The organism is uncultured Flavobacterium sp. (assembly GCF_951805225.1).
Lineage (GTDB): Bacteria > Bacteroidota > Bacteroidia > Flavobacteriales > Flavobacteriaceae > Flavobacterium.
In genome coordinates, this window is sequence record NZ_OX638201.1 from 5,500,925 (window position 1) to 5,526,118 (window position 25,194).

6 protein-coding genes are annotated in these 25,194 nt (G+C 37.8%); all 6 read left to right on the plus strand.

Annotated elements, in window-relative coordinates:
- The first annotated feature begins 10 nt into the window (after positions 1 to 10).
- The 6 genes from WN975_RS22950 (at position 11) to WN975_RS22975 (ending at position 25,193) form a co-directional block, all read left to right on the plus strand.
- Positions 11 to 1,813 carry a cbb3-type cytochrome c oxidase subunit I gene (locus WN975_RS22950; RefSeq protein ID WP_337968501.1) on the plus strand — a complete coding sequence of 601 codons (1,803 nt, stop codon included), beginning with the start codon at positions 11 to 13 and terminating at the stop codon, positions 1,811 to 1,813.
- 133 nt (positions 1,814 to 1,946) lie between these two features.
- Complete coding sequence (ruvB, locus tag WN975_RS22955; protein WP_337968502.1) at positions 1,947 to 2,969, plus strand: Holliday junction branch migration DNA helicase RuvB; 1,023 nt, start codon at positions 1,947 to 1,949, stop codon at positions 2,967 to 2,969.
- A gap of 9 nt (positions 2,970 to 2,978) precedes the next feature.
- A complete protein-coding gene (locus WN975_RS22960; protein ID WP_337968503.1) occupies positions 2,979 to 3,794 on the plus strand; it encodes an alpha/beta hydrolase in 816 nt (271 codons plus the stop codon).
- Positions 3,795 to 3,857: 63 nt separating this feature from the next.
- Positions 3,858 to 5,204, plus strand: coding sequence for a cytochrome P450 (locus tag WN975_RS22965; protein ID WP_337968504.1), 1,347 nt, complete (start codon positions 3,858 to 3,860; stop codon positions 5,202 to 5,204).
- Positions 5,201 to 6,127 (plus strand): tRNA epoxyqueuosine(34) reductase QueG, encoded by a 927-nt coding sequence (queG, locus tag WN975_RS22970; RefSeq protein ID WP_337968505.1) that lies wholly within the window; start codon positions 5,201 to 5,203, stop codon positions 6,125 to 6,127. Before WN975_RS22965 ends, queG begins: the two co-directional genes overlap by 4 nt.
- Before the next feature lie 745 nt (positions 6,128 to 6,872).
- Entirely contained in the window at positions 6,873 to 25,193 is an 18,321-nt protein-coding gene (locus tag WN975_RS22975; RefSeq protein WP_337968506.1) for a tandem-95 repeat protein, read from the plus strand.
- The last annotated feature ends 1 nt before the right edge of the window (position 25,194 follow it).

Genomic DNA, 25,194 nt, shown 5'->3' on the forward strand with positions numbered 1-25,194 from the left:
GTACACATATATGTCAGCAGAAGCGCACGGTCACGATCACGGACACGATCACGAGCACGAACATCATCATAAAGACACGTTCATTACTAAATATATATTTAGTATTGATCACAAAATGATTGCTAAGCAATACTTAATTACCGGTATTATTATGGGAATTATTGGTATTGCAATGTCTTTGCTTTTCAGAATGCAATTAGCATGGCCAGAAGAGTCTTTCAAAATCTTTAATGTTTTATTAGGAGATAAATTTGCACCAGATGGTGTAATGGCTAATGATATTTATTTGGCCTTAGTTACAATTCACGGTACCATCATGGTATTCTTTGTACTGACGGCTGGTTTAAGTGGTACTTTTAGTAACTTACTTATTCCGCTTCAAATTGGAGCAAGAGATATGGCTTCTGGATTCATGAACATGATTTCATACTGGTTGTTTTTCTTGTCTGCTGTGATTATGTTGTCTTCTTTATTTGTTGAAGCTGGACCAGCTTCTGCAGGTTGGACAATTTATCCTCCATTAAGTGCATTGCCACAAGCAATTCCAGGTTCTGGAACAGGTATGACTTTATGGTTAGTTTCAATGGCAATCTTTATCGCATCTTCATTAATGGGATCTTTAAATTACATTGTTACAGTAATCAACTTAAGAACTAAAGGAATGTCTATGACTAGACTTCCACTTACAATCTGGACATTCTTCGTAACAGCTATTATTGGTGTTATTTCGTTTCCAGTATTATTATCTGCAGCATTATTATTGATTTTTGATAGAAGTTTTGGTACTTCATTCTTCTTATCTGATATTTATATCGCTGGAGAAGTTTTACATTACCAAGGTGGTTCTCCTGTATTGTTTGAACACTTATTCTGGTTCTTAGGACACCCTGAGGTTTATATCGTAATCTTACCTGCAATGGGTCTTGTTTCTGAAATTATGGCTACGAACTCTCGTAAACCAATCTTTGGATACAGAGCGATGATTATGTCGGTTCTTGCAATTGCATTTTTATCAACAATTGTTTGGGGTCACCATATGTTCATTTCAGGTATGAATCCTTTCTTAGGATCTGTATTTACCTTTACAACTTTATTGATTGCGATTCCGTCTGCTGTAAAAGCTTTTAACTGGATTACAACTTTATGGAAAGGTAACCTGCAATTTAACCCTGCAATGTTATTCTCTATCGGAATGGTTTCTACTTTCATCACTGGAGGTTTAACTGGAATCATCTTAGGAGATAGTACTTTAGATATTAACGTTCACGATACTTACTTTGTAATTGCTCACTTTCACTTAGTAATGGGTATTTCTGCACTTTACGGAATGTTTGCTGGTATTTACCACTGGTTCCCTAAAATGTATGGAAAAATGTTAAATAAAAACTTAGGTTATATCCACTTTTGGGTAACAGCAGTTTGTGCTTATGGAGTTTTCTTCCCAATGCACTTTATTGGATTAGCTGGTTTACCAAGACGTTATTATACAAACACAAACTTCCCATTATTTGATGATTTACAAAATGTGAATGTTTTAATTACAACATTTGCTCTTGTAGGAGGAGCGTTCCAATTAGTATTCTTGTACAACTTCTTTAGTAGTATTTTCTACGGTAAGAAAGCAGTTCAGAATCCATGGAAATCTACAACATTAGAATGGACAACTCCAGTAGAACATATTCACGGTAACTGGCCAGGTGAAATTCCTCACGTATACCGTTGGCCGTATGACTACAGTAACCCAAATCACGATGTAGATTTTGTACCGCAAAATGTACCAATGAAAGAAGGTGAAGAAGTTTTACACCACTAAAAATATTTTAAAAGACCATCTTTTCAGATGGTCTTTTTTGTTTTAACTAAAGTTAGAATTTGACTTTAAGTTTCAGCATTTTATTTGAGATTTATCTGTTTTACAAACTGATTACTTTGTCTATCTTTGTAAAATGAATGAGAACCTAGATCCCACTACAAATGGGTATAACCCAGAAGAATTAGATCTTGAAAAAAGATTACGTCCGCTGTCCTTTGATGATTTTGCCGGACAAGATCAAGTTTTAGAGAATTTGAAAGTTTTTGTTGCTGCTGCCAATCAGCGTGGTGAAGCTCTTGATCACACACTTTTTCACGGACCTCCCGGATTAGGAAAAACTACTTTGGCAAATATCCTTGCCAATGAACTTGAAGTTGGAATTAAAATTACATCTGGTCCTGTTTTGGATAAACCTGGCGATTTGGCTGGTTTATTGACTAATCTTGATGAAAGAGATGTTTTATTTATTGATGAAATTCATCGTTTAAGTCCAATTGTTGAAGAGTATTTATATTCGGCAATGGAGGATTTTAAGATTGATATCATGATTGAGTCAGGTCCAAATGCCAGAACTGTACAAATCAATTTAAATCCTTTTACTTTAATTGGTGCTACAACTCGTTCAGGATTATTAACGGCGCCTATGCGTGCTCGTTTTGGAATTTCATCTCGTCTTCAATATTATACTACAGAACTTTTAACAACTATTGTAGAAAGAAGTTCTTCTATTCTTAAAATGCCAATATCATTAGATGCTGCTATCGAAATAGCTGGTAGAAGTCGAGGAACACCTCGTATCGCAAATGCATTGTTACGAAGAGTTAGAGATTTTGCACAGATTAAAGGTAACGGAACCATAGATCTTGAAATTGCACGTTATGCTTTAAGAGCACTTAATGTCGATGCGCACGGACTGGATGAAATGGATAATAAAATCTTATTGACGATTATTAATAAGTTCAAAGGAGGACCAGTTGGTCTTTCAACTTTGGCAACTGCAGTTTCTGAAAGTAGTGAAACCATTGAAGAAGTATACGAACCATTCTTGATTCAGGAAGGTTTTATTATGCGTACTCCCCGTGGTCGTGAAGTTACGGACAAAGCCTATAAACATTTAGGAAAAATAAACACCAACATTCAAGGTGGATTGTTTTAAAAATTAATTATGAAGCACTTCCTTTTATTTTTGTTGTTTACTTTTTGCAGTTCTTTTGGGCAGGGCAAGTCTTTTTCGCATTTTGCTTATGGGAAATCATCTCAACAAGCTTTAGATCTATATATTCCTAATGGAGATTTAAAAGACGTACCTGTTGTTATATTGCTGCATGGAGGTGCGTGGTCAATGGGCGGACTTGAATATACAAGTAAACATGCTCAGGATATTTGCAATAAAGGATTTGTTGTGGCAAATGTTGATTATCGTTATGTATCGGAAGAAATTTCGGCAAAGGATTTATTAGCAGATATTCAAGCAGCTGTTAATTATGTTTCTGATGTTTCCGGTAAATACGGATATGCCAAAAAAGGATATCATATTGTAGGCATTAGCGCCGGAGCACATTTGGCATTATTATTTGGATATACCAAAAAGAATATGAAGTCGATAACCGCACTTTGTGCTCCTTCAAGATTAGATTCTGTTGAAGTATTAGAATTTCTTAAGAAGAGTGGTCTTTTGGATATTATCGAAAAATTAGCTGGAGCAAAATTTAATACATCGGGTAATAATCCTGCATTTATTGCAATAAGCCCTTTCAGAAATATTTCGAACACGCCAACATTGCTGATACATGGTGATGCTGATCCTCTGGTTAATGTTAGTCAATCTCAAAATCTTTATGCCGAATTAAAAAGCAAAAATGTTGAGACAAAATTACTAATTAGAGAAGGAAAAGGACATGACGTTGGTATGAATTCGCCTGATACCGAAGCTCAGAATATAAAAGATATTACCGATTGGATTGTCATACATAATAAGTAAATTTGATAAATAAGAAAAAATAAACACCAACATTCAGTGTAAGGTGTTTTAATTCTATTTAAAATGTCTGAGAACAGAAAATATAATTACCCGAGCAGACTTTCGATATTAAGATTTTTTCTAGATGCGGAAGGAGTGCGTAGAAATCCGATTCCATTTCATAAAAGATATTTTGAGCAATTTGGAGATTCTTTTTCTCTTAAAATTGGTCTTTCTAAGTATATCATTTTATCAAGAGATAATGAAATTGCACAGTATATTTTGCAAAAGAATCAAAAGAATTATCACAAGTCAAAATTTCAATCTGTATATCTTTCTAAGTATTTAGGAAAAGGACTTTTGACTGTTGACGGTGATTTTTGGCTAAAGCAAAGAAGGTTAATTCAGCCAGCTTTTCATAAGCAAAAGATGAATCAGTTGGTTGAAAATATGAATTTGACTATTGCTTCTGAATTAGATAATTTAGAAGAAGGAAAGACAATTGATCTTTTTCCTGTAATGAGTCAATTAGCCTTTAATGTTGTGGCTAAATCACTATTCCAACTTTCCATTTCAGAAGATAAACTAAATCGTATTAAATTTATTATTGAAGAGGTTCAGAATTTTTTAATTAAAGAAATTCGACTTCCACATAAAGCATGGTGGTTTTCGATTACAGGTCAAGTGAAAAAGCATCTTGAACTGGCAGAAGAAAATAATGCAATCATTCGAGAAATTATTGAGCAGAGACTGACTTCTAAAGAAGAAGTTAATGACTTATTGAATATGCTTTTAGAAACCCGATATGAAGATACGGGAGAAGGTATGTCAGTTAAGCAATTAGTTGATGAAATAAAAATTTTGTTTATAGCAGGTCATGAAACAACTGCCAATGCATTGACTTTTACACTTCATCTTTTAGGAAGAAATCCTGATGTGCAGCAAAAGGTTTTGGATGAGATTATCGAAATAGAATCTCAAAAACAGGACATTGTTGAGCAACTTCAAAAAATGACTTATACAAATGCTGTTCTAAATGAATCGATGCGTTTGTATCCACCAGCTTGGATTACGGACAGACAAAATGTTACTGATGATACGCTCGCAGGTTTTCATATTAAAAAGGAAACTCTTATTGGGGTTTCTTTCTACGAATTACATCGAAATCCGAAATATTGGGCAAATCCGGATGAATTTAATCCGGAACGATTTCTTGGAGAGCAGAAAAAACTTTCCATGCAATACTTTTATCCTTTTGGCGCCGGTCCCAGAATGTGTATAGGAGCTGGATTTGCTATTTATGAAATGTGTTTGACTATTGCTCAAATTGTAAAAAAATATGAGATTAAATCCAATACAGATGAAGTTCAGTTTAATCCTTTAATTACATTAAAACCAGTTGGTGTAGAAGTTTCATTCTCGAAAAGATGAGCATTAATGCAAAAGAGACATATTCGAAATTTATAAAATCAGAAGCAAAACGCCTCGGTTTTCTTTCTTGCGGAATATCTAAAGCTGGATTTCTTGAAGAGGAAGCGCCGCGTCTTGAAAAATGGCTCAATAATAACCATCATGGCCAAATGGCTTATATGGAAAACTATTTTGACAAACGCTTAGATCCAACTTTATTAGTTGATGATGCTAAAAGTGTTGTTTCGCTTTTACTAAATTATTATCCGGAAGAAACTCAAACTCAAGAAAGCTTTAAAATCTCAAAATATGCTTACGGTCAGGATTATCATTTTGTAATCAAAGAGAAATTAAAAGAATTTCTGCATTCGATTCAGGAAAATATCGGAGACGTTTCCGGACGTGCTTTTGTTGATTCTGCGCCTGTTTTAGACAGAGCTTGGGCAGCAAAAAGTGGTTTGGGCTGGATTGGTAAAAGTGGTAATCTGCTAACTCAAAAAGTTGGTTCTTTTTATTTTATTGCCGAGCTTATCCTTGATTTAGATTTAGAGTATGATCATGCTACTACAGATCATTGTGGCTCTTGTACGGCTTGTATTGACGCTTGTCCTACGCAAGCAATAGTTGCTCCTCATGTGGTTGACGGAAGCAAATGCATCTCTTATTATACCATCGAGCTTAAAGAAAATATTCCTTATGAAATGAAAGGAAAATTTGATGAATGGATGTTTGGTTGTGATACTTGTCAGGATGTTTGTCCTTGGAATCGGTTCTCAAAACCTCATTCAGAACCTTTATTTAATCCGAATCCCGAATTACTTTCTTTTTCTAAAAAAGACTGGATCGAAATTACAGAAGAAACTTTTCGTGCTGTTTTTAAAAATTCTCCTATTAAAAGAACCAAGTTTGATGGTTTGAAACGTAATATTACCTTTTTGGAATAGCTTAAAAAAGTCAATTTTTTCGAGAATTTGTATGTGCGTTTTTTGTAAGGATTATAGACTTTAAATAATTATTGTGAATGATCTTGTTTTTTTAACGTATGAGATTAATACCGTTAATTTTATCGGAAGTTATGCTTTAATTACAAGAAATATTGTCGCAGAAAGTGCAATTATTTTTTATAAAATAATTTATAAAACCTATTTAAATGAGGTCGTTAGTTTTATAGAATGTTTACATATTAATAAATAATGTAAAATGCTGTTTATCAGTATTAAAAGAAGAGGTGCGATATTATTGCCCCTCTTCTTTTTGTAAGATATTATTGCTTTTTTGTTGCATAATTAACTAAAAGCTAATTTTTCTATAAAAATTTAAGAAAATTCTGCTGTTTTATTATCAAATTGTTATGTTTTTTGAGCTTGCAGGTTAAATTTTATCGACAAAAAGTGTATTTCAACGTTTTTCCATGTAGTTTATCGACGAATGTAGCTAGTAATTAGGCGTTTGTATATTTTCGCTGCTCCAAAACTACTTAATTTAACCAAAAGACAAGTTTTTGTCTTGAACCTATTATATCTATGGCCCACACGGTACATTTTATGTATAAAGATCTTGAAAAGACTTTTTTCAGATTTTTGACATCCATTCCTTTCATTTTATCGTATCTGCTCTATGTGCTGAAGACCGCATCCGGTTGTTCAGCTTATTATATTTTTATTACCGCCATTAATACCAACACAGTCTATGCGTAACATTACTTTTAGAACCCCTAAGTTTTTTAGGTTAATTTTTATTGCTTCATTATTTTTACTAAATACCACTTTGTCTTTTGCACAAGTCTGTGGAACTCCCGGAGCAGATGGACCAATAAATGTTTCGACATCGATAAATACATATTATCCAATAACCGGAACACTGAATTTAGCAAAAGGAGCAAAAACAATTGCGTTAAGTGCAGTTCCAGCAACAGATAGTCATGGTAATAATTTTGGAGGAACTCAAATTTCATCAGGAGATTTGATTTTAATTATCCAAATGCAGGATGCAAGCATAGATTATAGTAATAATCCAAATTATGGTTCAGGAAGCTCAAGTTCAGGAATTGATAATTTGGGAGGTACCGGATTTACCAATTTAGGAAATACAGGGATCTATGAATATGTTATAGCAACGAGTAACGTACCTCTGGCTGGAGGAACTTTAACATTTATTGGAACTGGTACTGGAGGTGGTGCATTGAATGATTATTTTAATGCTGCTCCAACAACAACTAGCGGTAAAAAGACTTTTCAGATTATTCGTGTACCTCAATTTTCAAATTTAACTCTTAACTCTAATATTACAACGCCACCATTTAATGGTTTTGCGGGAGGAATTATTGCTTTTAATGTTTCTGGAACTTTTAACTTTAATGGATTCAATATTGACGGATCTGCCAGAGGTTTTAGAGGAGGTTACAGTCCTGTAGCGACAACAAATGCAAATAACTCAACGATTTATGTAGATAATTCAACGAATAGCGTAGTTTCAGGAAAAGGAGAAGGTATTGCCGGAACACCACGATATATGTGGGATGGTTTTAATCAGGTAAATAACGGAGTAGAAGGTATGCCAGGAGGATCTTCTGGTAGAGGAGCCCCAGCAAATGCTGGTGGTGGTGGAAATGATCACAACTCCGGAGGTGGAGGTGGTGGAAATGGTGGTTTAGGTGGTTTAGGTGGTTTAGGCTGGCAAGGTGGCGGAGGAGATGTTAGTCCCTTAAACGGAGGTGGCCGACCTGGATACACTTCATATCTAACTGCAACACCATTACTTACCCGTCTTGTTATGGGAGGTGGTGGTGGAGCCGGTGATGCCAATAACGCTGTAAATGGTGTAAAAGGTGGAGTTGGAGGAGCTATAATTTTGATTAATGCCGGTTCAATACAAGGATCAGGAAATATTTATGCAAATGGAGGTGTAGGAGCCGCCGGAACTTATTCAGGTGCTCCTGATGGAGCCGGAGGTGGTGGAGCCGGAGGAAGTGTTTTTCTAAATATTTCGAATAATAGTACCACCACAATTAATATTGAGGCAAAAGGTGGAAATGGGGGAAATACATTAAATGACGAAAATAATTCACACGGACCAGGTGGTGGTGGTGGTGGTGGAATAATTAGATATAATGTTCCGGGATCTGGAGTTACTATTAATACTTCTGTAATTAATGGAACTTCTGGAGTAACAGCCGATAATAAAAATCATGGTGCTCAACCAGGAACTGTTGGTTATGTGTCTACTTTTAGTTCAAGTGATATGCCTTCTGAATTGCAAATCAATTCAAATTGTTTAGCTTCACTTTCTACAAAAGTAAATTCAATAAATAAATCTGTATGTAATACAATTGATGCAACAGTCACTTACGAAATAGAAATAACAAATTTAGGAAGTGGAAATGCTGCACAAGTAAATTTAAATTATCTGTTCCCTACCGGAATAAATTTTGATTCTGCAACAGCAACTTATACATTGAATGCTTCTGGACCAACAGGTTCAATGGCAAACACAGGTACAGCAAATAGCCCTATTGTTGGAGGTTTCAACATTCCTTTGAATGGAGTCGTTAAAATTACGCTTATAGGAAAAGTTGCAGCTGCTATGACGCCAGGTACTACTTATAGCTCGAAAGCTCAAGCTTTATATTTAGATCCAACACGAACAATAGCAGATCCAACGAGAAGAATTACGCCATTGACAAATTCTTTTGGAACTGTTAATACAACTTATCAAACAGGAGGAGGATTAAATGTAGCAGGAACCAATTTTGATGGTACTTCAAAAACAGAAGATGATGTACTCGTAATAGCATCTCCTGGAACTCCATCAATTTCAGCAAGCGGTCCATTAACATTTTGTACGGGTGGAAGTGTTGTTTTGACTTCAACTGCTGGAACTGGTTACTTATGGTCAACAGGAGCTACAACTCAAGCCATAACAGTAACAACTTCTGGTACTTATACAGTTAAGGTGTCTAATGCTTCCGGATGTTATAGTGCATCTTCAGCAGGCACAACAGTTACCGTGAATCCATTACCAACAGCTTATAATGTTACGGGAGGCGGATCATATTGCGCTGGTGGAACAGGGGTTGCAGTTACATTAAGTAATTCTCAAACAGGAGTTAGTTATCAATTACAATTAGGAGGAGTTAATGATGGAACTGCAGTTGCGGGTACTGGTTCAGCAATCAGTTTTGGAACAAAAACTGCTGCAGGAACTTATACTGTAGTTGCAACTAATACCACAACAAGCTGTACTGCACCAATGACAGGTAGTAGAACAATAAGTATAAATCCATTACCAACAGCTTACACTGTTACCGGTGGCGGAACTTACTGCGCAGGCGGAACAGGATTTCCAGTTGGACTAAGTAATTCTCAAACAGGAGTTAGTTATCAATTACAATTAGGCGGGGTTAACAATGGAACAGCAGTTGCAGGAACTACTGGTTCAGCAATCAGTTTTGGAACAAAAACTGCTGCAGGAACTTATACCGTAGTTGCAACTAATACCACAACAAGCTGTACTGCATCAATGACTGGTAATGCTGTAATAACCGTAAATCCATTACCAACAGCTTATACAGTTACCGGAGGTGGATCATATTGTACAGGCGGAACAGGACTTGCAGTTGGATTAAGCAATTCGCAAACCGGAGTTAGTTATCAATTACAATTAGGCGGGGTTAACAATGGAACAGCAGTTGCAGGAACTACTGGTTCAGCTATAAACTTTGGAACAAAAACAGCTGCGGGAACTTATACCGTAGTTGCAACTAATACAACAACAAGCTGTACTGCACCAATGACAGGCAGCGTAACAATAACTATAAACCCATTACCTACAGCTTATGCAGTTACCGGAGGCGGAACTTATTGTGCTGGTGGAACAGGAGTTGTAGTTGGACTAAGCAACTCACAAACTGGAGTAAGCTATCAATTACAATTAGCTGGAGCTAATGACGGAGCTGCAGTTGCAGGAACTACAGGTTCAGCAATCAGTTTTGGAACAAGAACAGCGGCAGGAACTTATACTGTGGTTGCTACTAATACTACAACAAGCTGTACTGCACCAATGACAGGCAGCGCTACAATAACTATAAACCCATTACCAACAGCTTATACAGTTACCGGAGGTGGGGCTTATTGTGCTGGAGGAGCAGGCTTTCCAGTTGGATTAAGCAATTCTCAAACAGGAGTAAGTTATCAATTACAATTAGGAGGAGTTAATGACGGAACTGCAGTTGCAGGGACTACTGGTACTGCAATTAGCTTTGGAACAAAAACAGCTGCGGGAACTTATACCGTAGTTGCAACTAATACTACTACAAGTTGTACTGCACCAATGACAGGCAGCGCAACAATAACTATAAATCCGTTACCTACAGCTTATACAGTTACCGGAGGTGGCTCATATTGTACAGGTGGAACAGGAGTTGCAGTTGGACTAAGCAATTCTCAAACAGGAGTAAGCTATCAATTACAATTAGGAGGAGTGAATGATGGAACTGCAGTTGCAGGAACTACTGGTACTGCAATTAGCTTCGGAACAAAAACAGCTGCGGGAACTTATACTGTAGTTGCTACTAATACTACAACAAGCTGTACTGCACCAATGACAGGCAGTGCGACAATAACTATAAATCCATTACCTACAGCTTATACAGTTACTGGAGGCGGCTCATATTGTACAGGTGGAACAGGAGTTGCAGTTGGACTAAGCAATTCTCAAACAGGAGTTAGTTATCAATTACAATTAGGAGGAGTTAATGATGGAACTGCAGTTGCAGGAACTACGGGAACAGCAATTAGCTTTGGAACAAAAACAGCTGCGGGAACTTATACCGTAGTTGCAACTAATACCACAACAAGCTGTACTGCATCAATGACTGGTAATGCTGTAATAACCGTAAATCCATTACCAACAGCTTATAATGTTACCGGAGGTGGATCATATTGTACAGGCGGAACAGGAGTTGCAGTTGGACTAAGCAATTCTCAAACTGGCGTAAGCTATCAATTACAATTAGGAGGAGTTAATGACGGAACTGCAGTTGCAGGAACTACAGGAACAGCAATTAGCTTCGGAACAAAAACCGCTGCAGGAACTTATACTGTAGTTGCAACTAATACTACTACAAGTTGTACTGCACCAATGACAGGCAGCGCAACAATAACTATAAATCCATTACCTACAACTTATACTGTTACCGGAGGCGGATCATATTGTACAGGTGGAACAGGAGTTGCAGTTGGACTAAGCAATTCTCAAACAGGAGTAAGCTATCAATTACAATTAGGAGGAGTTAATGACGGAACTGCAGTTGCAGGAACTACTGGTACAGCAATCAGCTTTGGAACAAAAACAGCTGCAGGAACTTATACCGTAGTTGCAACTAATACTACTACAAGTTGTACTGCACCAATGACAGGCAGCGCTACAATAACAGTAAACCCATTACCAACAGCTTATAATGTTACCGGAGGCGGAGCATATTGCGCTGGCGGAACAGGAGTTGCAATTGGATTAAGCAATTCACAAACGGGAGTAAGCTATCAATTACAATTAGGAGGAGTTAATGACGGAACTGCAGTTGCAGGAACTACAGGAACAGCAATTAGCTTTGGAACAAAAACAGCTGCGGGAACTTATACTGTGGTTGCTACTAATACTACAACAAGCTGTACTGCACCAATGACAGGCAGCGTAACTATAACAGTAAATCCATTACCAACAGCTTATACTGTTACCGGAGGCGGAACTTATTGCGCTGGAGGAACAGGAGTTGCAATTGGATTAAGCAATTCACAAACAGGAGTAAGTTATCAATTACAATTAGGAGGAGTTAATGACGGAACTGCAGTTGCAGGAACTACAGGAACAGCAATTAGCTTTGGAACAAAAACTGCTGCGGGAACTTATACTGTAGTTGCAACTAATACTACAACAAGCTGTACTGCACCAATGACAGGCAGCGCAACAATAACTATAAATCCATTACCAACAGCTTATGCTGTTACCGGAGGTGGAACTTATTGCGCTGGAGGAGCAGGATTTTCAGTTGGATTAAGCAATTCTCAAACAGGAGTAAGTTATCAATTACAATTAGGAGGAGTTAATGACGGAACTGCAGTTGCAGGAACTACAGGAACAGCAATTAGCTTTGGAACAAAAACTGCTGCGGGAACTTATACTGTAGTTGCAACTAATACTACAACAAGCTGTACTGCACCAATGACAGGCAGCGCAACAATAACTATAAATCCATTACCTACAACTTATACTGTTACCGGAGGTGGCTCATATTGTACAGGTGGAACAGGAGTTGCAGTTGGATTAAGCAATTCTCAAACAGGAGTAAGCTATCAATTGCAATTAGGAGGAGTTAATGACGGAACTGCAGTTGCAGGAACTACAGGAACAGCAATTAGCTTCGGAACAAAAACAGCTGCGGGAACTTATACTGTAGTTGCAACTAATACTACAACAAGCTGTACTGCAGCAATGACAGGCAGCGCACCAATAACTATAAATCCGTTACCAACAGCTTATAATGTTACCGGAGGCGGAACTTATTGCGCTGGTGGAACAGGAGTTGCAGTTGGACTCAGCAATTCTCAAACTGGAGTAAGCTATCAATTACAATTAGCTGGAGCGAATGACGGAACTGCAGTTGCAGGAACTACTGGTTCAGCGATAAACTTCGGAACAAAAACAGCTGCGGGAACTTATACCGTAGTTGCAACTAATACCACAACAAGTTGTACTGCACCAATGACAGGCAGTGCAACAATAACTATAAATCCATTACCAACAGCTTATGCTGTTACTGGAGGTGGCTCATATTGTAGAGGTGGAACAGGAGTTGCAGTTGGACTAAGCAATTCTCAAACAGGAGTAAGCTATCAATTGCAATTAGGAGGAGTTAATGACGGAACTGAAGTTGCAGGAACTACTGGTTCAGCGATAAACTTCGGAACAAAAACTGCTGCAGGAACTTACACCGTAGTTGCAACTAATACCACAACAAGCTGTACTGCACCAATGACAGGCAGCGTAACTATAACAGTAAATCCATTACCTACAGCTTATACAGTTACCGGAGGCGGAGCATATTGTACAGGTGGAACAGGAGTTGCAGTTGGATTAAGCAATTCTCAAACTGGAGTAAGTTATCAATTACAATTAGGAGGAGTTAATGACGGGACTGCAGTTGCAGGAACTACAGGAACAGCAATCAGCTTTGGAACAAAAACTGCTGCAGGAACTTATACCGTAGTTGCAACTAATACTACAACAAGTTGTACTGCACCAATGACAGGCAGCGCAACAATAACTATAAATCCATTACCAACAGCTTATGCTGTTACCGGAGGTGGAACTTATTGCGCTGGAGGAGCAGGATTTTCAGTTGGATTAAGCAATTCTCAAACAGGAGTAAGTTATCAATTACAATTAGGAGGAGTTAATGACGGAACTGCAGTTGCAGGAACTACAGGAACAGCAATTAGCTTTGGAACAAAAACTGCTGCGGGAACTTATACTGTAGTTGCAACTAATACTACAACAAGCTGTACTGCACCAATGACAGGCAGCGCAACAATAACTATAAATCCATTACCTACAACTTATACTGTTACCGGAGGTGGCTCATATTGTACAGGTGGAACAGGAGTTGCAGTTGGATTAAGCAATTCTCAAACAGGAGTAAGCTATCAATTACAATTAGGAGGAGTTAATGACGGAACTGCAGTTGCAGGAACTACAGGAACAGCAATTAGCTTCGGAACAAAAACAGCTGCGGGAACTTATACTGTAGTTGCAACTAATACTACAACAAGCTGTACTGCAGCAATGACAGGCAGCGCACCAATAACTATAAATCCGTTACCAACAGCTTATAATGTTACCGGAGGCGGAACTTATTGCGCTGGTGGAACAGGAGTTGCAGTTGGACTCAGCAATTCTCAAACTGGAGTAAGCTATCAATTACAATTAGCTGGAGCGAATGACGGAACTGCAGTTGCAGGAACTACTGGTTCAGCGATAAACTTCGGAACAAAAACAGCTGCGGGAACTTATACCGTAGTTGCAACTAATACCACAACAAGTTGTACTGCACCAATGACAGGCAGTGCAACAATAACTATAAATCCATTACCAACAGCTTATGCTGTTACTGGAGGTGGCTCATATTGTAGAGGTGGAACAGGAGTTGCAGTTGGACTAAGCAATTCTCAAACAGGAGTAAGCTATCAATTGCAATTAGGAGGAGTTAATGACGGAACTGAAGTTGCAGGAACTACTGGTTCAGCGATAAACTTCGGAACAAAAACTGCTGCAGGAACTTACACCGTAGTTGCAACTAATACCACAACAAGCTGTACTGCACCAATGACAGGCAGCGTAACTATAACAGTAAATCCATTACCTACAGCTTATACAGTTACCGGAGGCGGAGCATATTGTACAGGTGGAACAGGAGTTGCAGTTGGATTAAGCAATTCTCAAACTGGAGTAAGTTATCAATTACAATTAGGAGGAGTTAATGACGGGACTGCAGTTGCAGGAACTACAGGAACAGCAATCAGCTTTGGAACAAAAACTGCTGCAGGAACTTATACCGTAGTTGCAACTAATACTACAACAAGTTGTACTGCACCAATGACAGGCAGCGCAACAATAACTATAAATCAATTACCAGCAATACCAGTTACTTCTGTGACACAACCTAATTGTAATACATTTACTGGTTCTATTACAGTTACAGTGCAAGATCCATTAGAAACTTATAGTTTTGATAATGGACAAAATTTTCAATCAGGTAATTCAAAATCAGGATTAGCACCAGGTAGTTATGATGTGATTATTAAGAATACATCTGGATGTAACTCACCAAAAAATACAGTTACTATTAATGTAAAACCAAATTGTCCTCCAGTAGCTGTTGACGATACAGCAACCGCTACAGAAGACACGCTTTACACCTCAACAGTAAGCCTTGTGGCGAATGATACAGATGTAGATTCAAGCCCGCTTACAGTAGTAGCAGGAACGTTCACAACAACTAAAGGCGGAACATTAACTTTAGCTTCAGACGGATCATATACTTATATACCGGCTCCAAATTTCAACGGAACTGACACAGTAGATTACACCGTAACTGACGGAAGTTTAACTGATATCGGAACATTAACGATCACAGTAAATGCGGTAAATGATGCTCCGGTAGCCACAGACGATACAGCAACCGCAACTGAAGACACACTTTACACTTCAACTGTAAGCCTTGTGGCTAACGATACTGATGTAGATTCAAGCCCACTTACAGTAGTAGCAGGAACGTATACAACAACTAAAGGCGGAACATTGACTTTAGCTTCAGACGGATCATATACTTATATGCCGGCTCCAAATTTCAACGGAACTGACACAGTAGATTATACGGTAACTGACGGAAGTTTAACAGATATTGGAACATTAACGATCACAGTAAACGCTGTAAATGATGCACCAATTGCTGTTGACGATACAGCCACAGCAACTGAAGACACACTTTACACATCAAGCATCTCTCTTGTGGCGAATGACACAGATGTAGATTCAAGCCCACTAACTGTAGTAGCAGGAACATTCACAACAACTAAAGGCGGAACCCTGACTTTAGCTGCAGACGGATCATACACTTACATGCCGGCTCCAAATTTCAACGGAACCGACACAGTAGATTATACTGTAACTGACGGAAGCCTAACAGATATTGGAACTCTAACGATTACAGTAAACGCTGTAAACGATGCGCCAATCGCTGTTGACGATACAGCCACTGCAACCGAAGACACACTTTACACTTCAACTGTAAGCCTTGTAGCGAATGATACAGATGTAGACTCAAGCCCACTAACAGTAGTAGCAGGAACGTATACTACAGCAAAAGGCGGAACCCTGACTTTAGCTGCAGACGGATCTTACACTTACATGCCGGCTCCAAATTTCAACGGAACTGACACAGTAGATTACACCGTAACAGACGGAAGTCTAACAGATATTGGAACATTAACGATTACAGTAAACGCTGTAAATGATGCGCCAATTGCTGTTGACGATACAGCAACCGCAACTGAAGACACGCTTTACACTTCAACAGTTAGCCTTGTGGTAAATGATACAGACGTAGACTCAAGCCCACTAACCGTGGTTGCAGGAACGTTCACAACAACTAAAGGCGGAACATTGACTTTAGCAGCAGACGGATCATATACTTATATGCCGGCACCGAACTTTAACGGAACCGACACAGTAGATTATACGGTAACAGACGGAAGTCTAACTGATATTGGAACTTTAACAATCACAGTAAACGCTGTAAACGATGCTCCGGTAGCCACAGACGATACAGCAACCGCTACAGAAGATACACTTTACACATCAACTGTAAGCCTTGTGGCGAATGATACAGATGTAGATTCAAGTCCATTAACAGTAGTAGCTGGAACATTCACAACAACTAAAGGCGGAACCTTAACTCTAGCAGCTGATGGATCGTATACTTATATGCCAGCTCCAAACTTTAACGGAACTGACACAGTAGATTACACGGTAACTGACGGAAGTTTAACCGATATTGGAACATTAACAATAACAGTAACGGCTGTAAACCACGCTCCGGTAGCTGTTGATAATTCAAATACAACAAATGAAGACACAACTTTGACAGTTGCTGTTGCTTCAAGCGCTAATTTATTGGCAAATGATACAGATGTAGATGGTGATACTTTAACAATTACACAATTCGTAATTGGAACAACAACTTATACAGTTGGAAGTACCGCTAACTTAGCTGAAGGAGATCTTACAATAAATGCTAATGGAAGTTATACTTTCGTTCCAAAACCAGATTACAATGGATCTGTACCAAAAGTAACGTATACTGTAACTGATGGAACAAGTACTGCGACAGCTAACTTATTTATCACGGTAACTCCTGTTAATGATGCACCAATTGCTGTTGACGACACTGCAACCGCAACAGAAGACACACTTTACACCTCAACTGTAAGCCTTGTGGCAAATGATACAGATGTAGATTCAAGCCCACTAACGGTGATCGCGGGAACCTACACAACAACTAAAGGCGGAACATTAACTTTAGCAGCAGACGGATCTTATACTTATATGCCAGCTCCAAATTTCAACGGAACTGACACAGTAGATTACACAGTTACTGACGGAAGTTTAACAGATATTGGAACTTTAACGATTACAGTAAATGCTGTAAACGATGCGCCAATAGCTGTTGACGATACTGCAACTGCAACCGAAGATACACTTTACACTTCAACGGTAAGCCTTGTGGCTAATGATACCGATGTAGATTCAAGCCCATTAACAGTAGTAGCAGGAACTTACACTACAGTGAAAGGCGGAACATTAACTTTAGCAGCAGACGGATCATATACTTATATGCCGGCTCCAAACTTTAATGGAACTGACACAGTAGATTACACAGTAACTGACGGAAGTTTAACAGATATTGGAACATTAACGATTACAGTAAACGCTGTAAACCATGCTCCAGTAGCTGTTGATAATTCAAATACAACAAATGAAGACACAACTTTGACAGTTGCTGTTGCTTCAAGCGCTAATTTATTGGCAAACGATACAGATGCAGATGGTGATACTTTAACAATTACCCAATTCGTAATTGGAACAACAACTTATACAGTTGGAAGCACCACTAATTTAGCCGAAGGTGATCTTACAATAAATGCTAATGGAAGTTATACTTTCGTTCCAAAACCAGATTACAATGGATCAGTACCAAAAGTGACTTACACTGTAACTGACGGAACAACTTCTACTACAGCAAATTTATTTATCACAGTAACTCCTGTAAACGATGCGCCAATTGCTGTTGACGATACAGCAACTGCTACCGAAGACACACTTTATACCTCAACGGTAAGCCTTGTGGCGAATGATACAGATGTAGATTCAAGCCCACTAACAGTAGTAGCGGGAACTTATACTACAACTAAAGGAGGAACATTAACTTTAGCTTCAGACGGATCATATACTTACATGCCGGCTCCAAATTTCAACGGAACCGACACGGTAGATTATATGGTAACAGACGGAAGTTTAACAGATATTGGAACATTGACAATCACAGTAAACGCTGTAAATGATGCGCCAATCGCTGTTGACGATACTGTAACCGCTACAGAAGACACACTTTACACTTCAACAGTAAGCCTTGTGGCGAATGATACAGATGTAGATTCAAGTCCATTAACAGTGATCGCTGGAACTTACACTACAGTGAAAGGCGGAACATTGACTTTAGCCGCAGACGGATCATATACCTATATGCCGGCTTCAAACTTTAACGGAACTGACACGGTAGATTATACGGTGACAGACGGAAGTTTAACAGATATCGGAACATTAACAATAACGGTAACAGCCGTAAACCATGCTCCAGTAGCTGTTGATAATTCAAATACAACAAATGAAGACACAACTTTAACAGTTGCTGTTAGTTCAAGCGCTAATTTATTGGCAAACGATACAGATGCAGATGGTGATACTTTGGCAATTACGCAATTCGTAATTGGAACAACAACTTATACAGTTGGAAGTACCGCTAATTTAGCTGAAGGAGATCTTACAATAAATGCAAACGGCAGTTATACTTTTGTTCCAAAACCAGATTACAATGGATCAGTACCAAAAGTGACTTACACTGTAACTGACGGAACAGCTTCTACCACAGCAAATTTATTTATCACGGTAACTCCGGTTAATGATGCACCAATCGCTGTTGACGATACAGCAACCGCAACAGAAGACACACTTTACACCTCAACTGTAAGCCTTGTGGCGAATGATACAGATGTAGATTCAAGCCCATTAACAGTAGTATCTGGAACGTTCACAACAACTAAAGGCGGAACATTAACTTTAGCAGCAGACGGATCATACACTTATATGCCGGCTCCAAACTTTAGCGGAATCGATACTGTAGATTATACAGTAACTGATGGAAGTTTAACAGATATTGGAACATTAACAATAACAGTAACGGCTGTAAACCACGCTCCGGTAGCTGTTGATAATTCAAATACAACAAATGAAGACACAACTTTAACAGTTGCTGTTGCTTCAAGCGCTAATTTATTGGCAAATGATACAGATGCAGATGGTGATACTTTAACAATTACACAATTTGTAATTGGAACAACAACTTATACAGTTGGAAGTACTGCTAACTTAGCAGAAGGAGATTTGACAATAAACGCTAATGGAAGTTACACTTTCGTTCCAAAAGCAGATTACAATGGATCAGTACCAAAAGTAACTTACACTGTAACTGATGGAACAAGTTCTGCAACAGCAAATTTATTTATCACGGTAACTCCGGTTAACGATGCTCCAATTGCTGTTGATGATACAGCAACCGCTACAGAAGACACGCTTTACACCTCAACTGTAAGCCTTGTGGCTAACGATACAGATGTAGACTCAAGCCCGTTAACAGTAGTAGCAGGAACCTACACAACAACTAAAGGCGGAACATTGACTTTAGCGGCTGATGGATCATATACCTATATGCCAGCTCCAAATTTCAACGGAACTGACACAGTAGATTACACCGTAACTGACGGAAGTTTAACTGATATTGGAACATTAACAATTACAGTAAACGCTGTAAATGATGCTCCAATTGCTGTTGATGATACAGCAACTGCGACAGAAGATACTTTATATACATCAACAATAAGCCTTGTGGCTAACGATACTGATGTAGATTCAAGTCCATTAACAGTAGTAGCAGGAATCTACACAACAACTAAAGGCGGAACATTAACTCTAGCTGCAGACGGATCTTATACTTACATGCCGGCTCCAAACTTTAACGGAACTGACTCAGTAGATTACACTGTAACGGACGGAAGTTTAACTGATATTGGAACATTAACAATTACAGTAACAGCCGTAAATCATGCTCCAGTAGCTGTTGATAATTCAAATACGACAAATGAAGACACAACTTTAACAGTTGCTGTTGCTTCAAGCGCTAATTTATTGGCAAATGATACAGATGTAGATGGTGATACTTTAACAATTACACAATTTGTAATTGGAACAACAACTTATACAGTTGGAAGCACCGCTAATTTAGCTGAAGGAGATCTTACAATAAATGCTAATGGAAGTTATACTTTCGTTCCAAAACCAGATTACAATGGATCAGTACCTAAAGTGACTTACACTGTAACTGATGGAACAACTTCTACTACAGCAAATTTATTTATCACAGTAACTCCGGTTAACGATGCTCCAATTGCTGTTGATGATACAGCAACCGCTACAGAAGACACACTTTACATCTCAACTGTAAGCCTTGTGGCAAATGATACCGATGTAGATTCAAGTCCATTAACGGTTATAGCAGGAACTTACACTACAGCAAAAGGCGGAACATTAACTCTAGCTGCAGACGGATCATATACTTATATGCCGGCTCCAAATTTCAACGGAACCGACACAGTAGATTACACCGTAACTGACGGAAGTCTAATTGATATTGGAACATTAACAATAACGGTAACAGCCGTAAACCACGCTCCAATAGCTGTTGATAATTCAAATACAACTAATGAAGACACAACTTTGACTGTTGATGTTACTTCTGGAAATAATTTATTGACAAATGATACCGATGCAGATGGAGATACTTTAACAATTACACAATTCGTAATTGGAACAACAACTTATACAGTTGGAAGTACTGCTAACTTAGCCGAAGGAGATCTTACAATAAATGCAAACGGTAGTTATACTTTTGTTCCAAAACCAGATTACAATGGATCTGTACCAAAAGTTATTTACACTGTAACTGATGGAACAAGTTCTGCAACAGCAAATTTATTTATCACGGTAACTCCGGTTAACGATGCACCAATAGCTGTTGATAATTCAAATACAACTAATGAAGACACAACTTTGACAGTTGATGTTACTTCAAGCGCTAACTTATTGGCAAACGATACAGATGTAGATGGTGATACTTTAACAATTACACAATTCGTAATTGGAACAACAACTTATACAGTTGGAAGTACCGCTAATTTAGCCGAAGGAGATCTTACAATAAATGCAAACGGTAGTTATACTTTTGTTCCAAAACCAGATTATAATGGATCGGTATCTAAAGTGACTTACACCGTAACTGATGGAACAACTTCTACGACAGCAAATTTATTTATCACAGTAATTCCGGTTAACGATGCGATTGTGATAAAAGATGACACAGCAAATTCAGTAGTAAGTACAAATCAGCCAAAAACGATTTTGAATGTTCTTGGAAATGATACTAAAAATGGATTGCCAATTGTATCAACAGATGTAACTATCAAAGAAACAGTTTCAGATCCAACAGGAAATATTAAATTAAATCCTGACGGAACAATTGTTCTAAAACCAAATGCGCCATCTGGAACTTATGAATTAACATACCAAGTTTGCGAATTAAACACAACAAACTGCGGAACAGCTACAGTAAAAATTACTGTTGTTGCACCAGTTATCGATGCAGTTTCTGAAACTACAACTCCAATAAATGGAAACATTGGAGGAACAACAATATCGCTTATTACAAACGATACCTTAAACGGAAGTTCAGTAGTTATTGGAAACCAAGTTGGCCAGGTTATTTTGACAGGAATAAATGTCCCAACAGGATTAACTTTAAATGCAGACGGAACAGTAACTGTAGCACCTGGAACTCCAAAAGGAGATTACCAAGTTAAATACAGAATCTGTGAGGCAAATGATCCAAACAATTGTGATACAGCAATAAGTATTATTCAGGTAACTGGAGCGGATTTAGTATTGAAAGATGATACTGCAGGTTCAGTTGTAAGTACAAATCAGCCAAAAACAATATTGAATGTTCTTGGAAATGATACTAAAAATGGACAACCAATTGTATCAACAGATGTAACTATTAAAGAAACAGTTTCAGATCCAACAGGAAACATTAAATTAAATCCTGACGGAACAATTGTTCTAAAACCAAATGCGCCATCTGGAACTTATGAATTAACATACCAAGTTTGCGAATTAAATACAACAAACTGCGGAACAGCTACAGTAAAAATTACTGTTGTTGCACCAGTTATCGATGCAGTTTCTGAAACTACAACTCCAATAAATGGAAACATTGGAGGAACAACAATATCGCTTATCACAAACGATACCTTAAACGGAGGTTCAGTAGTTATAGGAAACCAAGTTGGCCAGGTTATTTTAACAGGTATAAATGTACCAACAGGATTAACTTTAAATGCAGACGGAACAGTAACTGTAGCACCGGGAACTCCAAAAGGAGATTACCAAGTTGAATACAGAATCTGTGAGGCAAATGATCCAAACAATTGCGATACAGCAATAAGTATTATTCAGGTAACTGGAGCGGATTTAGTATTGAAAGATGATACTGTAGGTTCAGTTGTAAGTACAAATCAGCCAAAAACAATATTGAATGTTCTTGGAAATGATACTAAAAATGGACAACCAATTGTTTCAACAGATGTAATTATTAAAGAAACAGTTTCAGATCCAACCGGAAATATTAAATTAAATCCTGACGGAACAATTGTTCTAAAACCAAATGCGCCATCTGGAACTTATGAATTAACGTATCAAGTTTGTGAATTAAACACGACAAACTGTGGAACAGCTACAGTAAAAATTACTGTTGTTGCACCGGTTATCGATGCAGTTTCTGAAACTACAGCTCCAATAAATGGAAACATTGGAGGAACAACAATATCGCTTATCACAAACGATACCTTAAACGGAAGTTCAGTAGTTATAGGAAACCAAGTTGGTCAGGTTATTTTGACAGGAATAAATGTACCAACAGGATTAACTTTAAATGCAGATGGAACAGTAACTGTAGCACCAGGAACTCCAAAAGGAGATTACCAAGTTGAATACAGAATCTGCGAAGCAAATGATCCAAACAATTGTGATAGAGCAATAAGTATTATTCAGGTAACTGGAGCAGATTTAATCTTGAAAGACGATTCTGCAGGTTCAGTAGTTGGAGTTAATCATCCGGTAGATGTTTTAAATGTACTTGGAAATGATACTAAAAACGGACAACCAATTGTTGCAACAGATGTAACTATCAAAGAAACAGTTTCAGATCCAACCGGAAATATTAAATTAAATCCTGACGGAACAATTGTTTTAGGACCAAATGCGCCAGCTGGAACATATGAATTAACATATCAGGTTTGCGAATTAAACACGACAAATTGTGCGACAGCAACAGTAACAGTTACCGTTGTTGCTCCAACAATGACAATAACAGCAGATAGCTATTGTTCAAACGATGTTCCTTATGTTTCATATAATGTTAAGCCGGACAATTTTACGCCAAACAACTTATTGACAATAACATGGATCGACAGCGCGAATAATGTTGTTGCAACCCAAACCAACTTGCCATTAAGCGGAAACATTCTTTGGCCGGGAGCGACTGTTGACAGTAACGGAAACGGTTTAGATTGGCCAGGATGGGTATTCGCAAATGGACAATGGACACAAGGTGCCGACGGATTTGAAAATACAAGACCAAGCGTAACAATGGAATTTTCATTAAATCCAACCGTAAAAGTTGTAGTAAATTATCCTGTAGCAACAGCAGATTGTAATGCAAGACCAGCATTTATAATTAAAGCTAACGATGATGAAGCGGGACCAATCAATACAAATAAAGAGATAAGTACATCATTGAATATTTTTAATAATGATACTTTAAACGGAACAAAATTTAATGCATCGAATGTTGTTTTAACGACAATTATTCCGAATCCTAATTTAGTTTTAAACGCAGATGGTTCAGTAGATCTTGTGCCAAAAACACCTTCAGGAACGTATCACTTAACATACCAAATTTGTGATGCTGTAAATCCACGTAGTTGTAGTCAGGCAGTTGTTACTGTTACCGTATTAAATTCATTAGATCCGGATCCGCCAGTAGTAACACCACTTATTCTAACAAATGATAAAATAAATGTTGATGGAATAAATGGAGAATTAGAATTCATAAATGTCTTGGATAATGATTTATTAAATGGATTACCAATTAAGATCGCCGATGTTGTATTTACACCTACTACAAGTCCATATTTCGAATTTAATTCAGATGGAACAGTAAACGTGAAACCAAATACTCCAGGCGGAGATTATACATTGACTTATCAAGTTTGTGAAAAAGCAAATCCACAAAATTGTAAAACAGGAACATTAACTGTTTTCGTTGAAGTTCCGTCAATTGCAATTATTAAAACAGCTTCGTTTAACGACGAAAATGGAGATAAAGTTGCAGAAGCCGGAGAAAGTATTACCTATAAATTTAAAATAACAAATACAGGTAATGTCGCTTTAACGCAAGTTATGATTAAGGATCTTTTACCGGGAATTGTAATCTCTGGACAAGCAATTGATTTAGATCCAAATGAGTCTGATGAAACAAACTTTATCGCAGAATACAAAATAACACAAAATGATATAAACCACGGAAGTGTTACAAATCAGGCAAGTGTTGAAGGAAAAAGCGGAAAAGGGGTTGTAGTTGGAGATACATCTGATAAGGAAAATAATGCAGAAGACAGACCAACAGTTATTGCATTGAATGGATGTGAGATAAAAGTCTTCAATGCTTTTTCTCCAAACGGAGATGCAAAAAATGCAAGATTCTATATTCAGGGATTAGAATGTTATCCTGAAAATACAGTCGAGATATACAACCGTTGGGGAGTATTGGTTTTTGATATAGACCATTATAATAATGAAGACAGAGTGTTTGTTGGAATCTCAGAAGGACGTACAACTATAAAACAATCTGATGGTCTGCCGGTAGGAACCTATTTCTATATCTTGAAATATAAAGACAGCGGTTCAAACCAACATGAATTATCAGGATACTTATACATTAATAAATAAA